The organism is Streptomyces sp. YS-3, assembly GCF_045257485.1.
GTDB lineage: Bacteria > Actinomycetota > Actinomycetes > Streptomycetales > Streptomycetaceae > Streptomyces.
This window is the reverse complement of sequence record NZ_JBJHPC010000684.1, coordinates 1-3,541: the sequence shown is the minus strand read 5'-3', so window position 1 is coordinate 3,541 and position 3,541 is coordinate 1. Positions and strand designations below refer to the sequence as shown.

Here is a 3,541-nt window from a genome sequence, read left to right as displayed (position 1 = left end):
CCTGAAGAAGTGGGTCGCCGAGGCGAACAAGGGCAAGCAGCCGGGCACGGCCTCGCCGTCGGTGGCGACCGCGGCCCCGAGCTCCCCGGCCGCGGGCGCCCGCGGGCCCGGGCCCGTGCGGGGCCTTCGGCTTCGGCGTCCCGGACCCGGTGGCGGGCGCGCCCGCGGCCGGGGAGCTCGGGGCCGCGGTCGCCACCGACGGCGAGGCCGTGCCCGGCTGCTTGCCCTTGTTCGCCTCGGCGACCCACTTCTTCAGGTTCGCCGGGCTGATCTGCTCGCTGCCCTTCTGCGGGAAGACCGACTCCCCGTTCAGCTGGACCGTCGGTGTCCCGCTGAAGCCGCCGTTCTGGAACGCGTCGTTTGACTTGGTGACCCAGCTGTTGTGCTTTCCCTCCTCCACGCAGGAGCGGAAGGTGGCCGTGTCCAGGCCGGGGACCTTCCGGGCCAGCTCGATCAGCTTGTCGTTCTTCCCGTACGCGTCGTTCGTCTCCTGGGGCTGGTTGGTGTAGAGCACGTCGTGGTACGCCGAGAACTTCCCGGCGTCCTGCGCGCAGCCCGCCGCGTTCGCCGCGCGCAGCGAGCCGCTGCCGCCGAGGTTGCGGTCGATCAGGGTGGCGAGGTGGTACTGGACGCGGAGCGCGCCACTGTCCTCCAGCTCGTGGACCGTGGACCGGAAGCCGTTCTCGAACGCGGCGCACGCCGGGCAGCGGAAGTCCTCCCAGACCGTGAGCGTGGACGGCGCGTCGGCGGCGCCCACCGGGATGGCGAGTCTGTCCTTGCCCTCCGCTCCGGCGGGCGCGAGCAGCGGGCCCGCCGTGCTCTTCTTGCCGCCGCTCTTGGTGTTGGCGGCGATCACGCCGATCACCGCGGCGAGCCCGAGGACGCACACCACCGCCGCGGCGACGATCATCGTGCGTCTGCGGCGGTCATGGGTCCGCTGCCGCTCGCGCTCCTGGGCCAGCCGCTCGCGGGCCGTTCTCTTGCCTTCTTGGTTCTTCTCGCTCACACCCGCAGCAACGAACCGGGGAGGCACCCACGTGCCTCCCCGGTCCCAGATCCACCCGTACGAGCTAACGCGTTCCGGGTCCGTCCGAACCGGAAGGGGTTACGGAGCGTTGCGGCGTACGGCCTACACCCTTACGGCGTACGGCGTACGCCCTCGGCGAGTTCACCCGCGAGGGCGCGCACGGCGGCGAGGCCCGCGGCGTGGTCCGGCGCGTCGAGCAGCCGCTGCACGAACGCCGAGCCGACGATCACGCCGTCGGCGAAGGCGGCGACCTCCCGGGCCTGGTCCGCGTCGGAGACGCCGAGGCCGACGCAGACGGGGAGCTCGGTAGTGGCCCGGGTGCGCCGCACCAGGTCCTCGGCCTGGGCGCCGACCGACGCGCGCGTGCCGGTGACGCCCATCAGGGACGCCGCGTACACGAAGCCGGAGCCGGCCGCCGTGATCCGCGCGAGCCGCTCGTCCTTGCTGCTGGGCGCGACCACGAAGACCGTGCCGAGGCCGTGCTTGTCGGCGTGCTCGCGCCACAGCGCGGACTCCTGGACCGGCAGGTCGGGCAGGATGCAGCCGGCGCCGCCCGCCTCGGCGAGCTCGGCGGTGAAGCGCTCCACGCCGTACCGGTCGATGGGGTTCCAGTAGGTCATCACCAGCACCGGCCTGCCGGTGGCGGTGTGCGCCTCGCGGACCGTGCGCAGCACGTCGGCGATCTTCACCCCGCCCTTGAGGGCGATGTCGTCGGCGGTCTGGATGACCGGCCCGTCCAGGACCGGGTCGCTGTGCGGCAGACCGACCTCGACGATGTCCGCGCCGCCCTCGAAGACGGCCTTGACGGCGTCGATGCCGCCGTCGACGGTCGGGAACCCGGCCGGCAGGTAGGCGATGAGCGCGGCGCGGTCCTCGGCCTTCGCCTTGGCGAGGGTGTCGCTCAGCAGTCGCACGTTCCCGCTCACTTGGCGTCTCCCTCGATCTCGGCGAGGCCCGCGGCGTCGGCGGCCACCTCGGCGTCGGTGCCGTACAGGCCGAAGTAGCGGGCGGCCGTGTCCATGTCCTTGTCGCCGCGACCGGACAGATTGATCACGATCAGGCCGTCCTTGCCGAGCTCCTTGCCGACGTCGAGCGCGCCCGCGAGGGCGTGCGCCGACTCGATGGCCGGGATGATGCCCTCGGTGCGCGAGAGCAGCCGCAGCGCCTGCATGGCGGCGTCGTCGGTCACCGCGCGGTACTCGCCGCGGCCGATGTCCTTGAGGTAGGAGTGCTCGGGCCCGATGCCCGGGTAGTCCAGACCGGCCGAGATCGAGTACGGCTCGGTGATCTGGCCCTCGTCGTCCTGAAGGACGTAGCTGCGCGAGCCGTGCAGGATGCCCGGCTCGCCCGCGGTCAGGGTCGCCGCGTGCTCGCCGGTCTCGATGCCGTGCCCGGCGGGCTCGCAGCCGATCAGGCGTACGTCCGCGTCCGGGATGAAGGCGTGGAAGAGCCCGATGGCGTTGGAGCCGCCGCCGACGCAGGCGACGGCCGCGTCGGGGAGCCTGCCCGTGCGCTCCAGGAGCTGGCGGCGGGCCTCGACGCCGATGACCCGGTGGAAGTCGCGGACCATGGCCGGGAACGGGTGCGGGCCCGCGACCGTGCCGAACAGGTAGTGGGTGCGGTCCACGTTGGCGACCCAGTCGCGGAACGCCTCGTTGATGGCGTCCTTCAGGGTGCGGCTGCCGGACTTCACGGGGACGACGTCGGCGCCGAGCATCCGCATCCGGGCGACGTTGAGCGCCTGGCGCAGGGTGTCGACCTCGCCCATGTAGATGGTGCATTCGAGGCCGAAGAGGGCGCAGGCGGTCGCGGTGGCGACGCCGTGCTGGCCCGCGCCCGTCTCGGCGATGACGCGGGTCTTGCCCATGCGCCGGGTGAGCAGCGCCTGGCCCAGCACGTTGTTGATCTTGTGCGAGCCCGTGTGGTTCAGGTCCTCGCGCTTGAGGAAGACCCGGGCGCCGCCGGCATGCTCGGCGAACCGGGGCACCTCGGTCAGCGCGCTCGGGCGGCCGGTGTAGTTGACCATGAGGTCGTTGAGCTCGGCGGCGAAGGCGGGGTCGGCCTTGGCCTTCTCGTACTCGACGGCGACCTCGTCGACCGCGGCGACGAGGGCCTCGGGGATGAACTTGCCGCCGAACGCGCCGAAGTAGCCCTCGACGGTGGGGACTTGACCCTCCGGGTCCGGGATGAAGAACTCGTGCTCTTGGGACATGGGGATACCTCCCCGGGGCGGTATGGCCCCGGTCCTGGGTTGCGTGTGGTCACGGATCCGCCCAGGCGCCGTACAGGGTGAGCCGAGTGCGCGACAGCAGACCGCGGGGGGCTGGTCGCGCGGTTCCCCGCCCCCGAGGGGGCGCGGGCTCAGGCGGCGCTCAGGGCAGGCCGCGCCATCGCATCCCGTTGACCTGGCCCGGCTCCGAACCGATCACATAGCGCACGCGCCGCCCGTGCACCCGGCGCGCCGGGGCGCGGCAGCCGCGGGGGCGGCAGCCGGGGGCGAGGCGGGGCGAGGCG

General features: G+C 73.0%; 4 protein-coding genes. All 4 read right to left on the bottom strand.

From position 1 onward, the window contains the following. Positions 1–1,006, bottom strand: a 1,006-nt coding sequence (locus ACJA3G_RS33225; RefSeq protein ID WP_406556750.1) for a DsbA family protein, incomplete at its 3' end; no start/stop codon positions are given. A gap of 131 nt (positions 1,007–1,137) precedes the next feature. Continuing rightward, on the bottom strand, positions 1,138–1,953 hold the full coding sequence (trpA, locus tag ACJA3G_RS33220) for a tryptophan synthase subunit alpha (RefSeq protein WP_406556749.1): 816 nt from the start codon (positions 1,951–1,953) through the stop codon (positions 1,138–1,140). Next, positions 1,950–3,239, bottom strand: coding sequence for a tryptophan synthase subunit beta (gene trpB, locus ACJA3G_RS33215; protein ID WP_406556748.1), 1,290 nt, complete (start codon positions 3,237–3,239; stop codon positions 1,950–1,952). Before trpB ends, trpA begins: the two co-directional genes overlap by 4 nt. Before the next feature lie 160 nt (positions 3,240–3,399). Further along, a partial coding sequence (gene trpM / locus ACJA3G_RS33210; RefSeq protein ID WP_406556751.1) for a tryptophan biosynthesis modulator TrpM occupies positions 3,400–3,541 on the bottom strand: 142 nt, incomplete at its 5' end.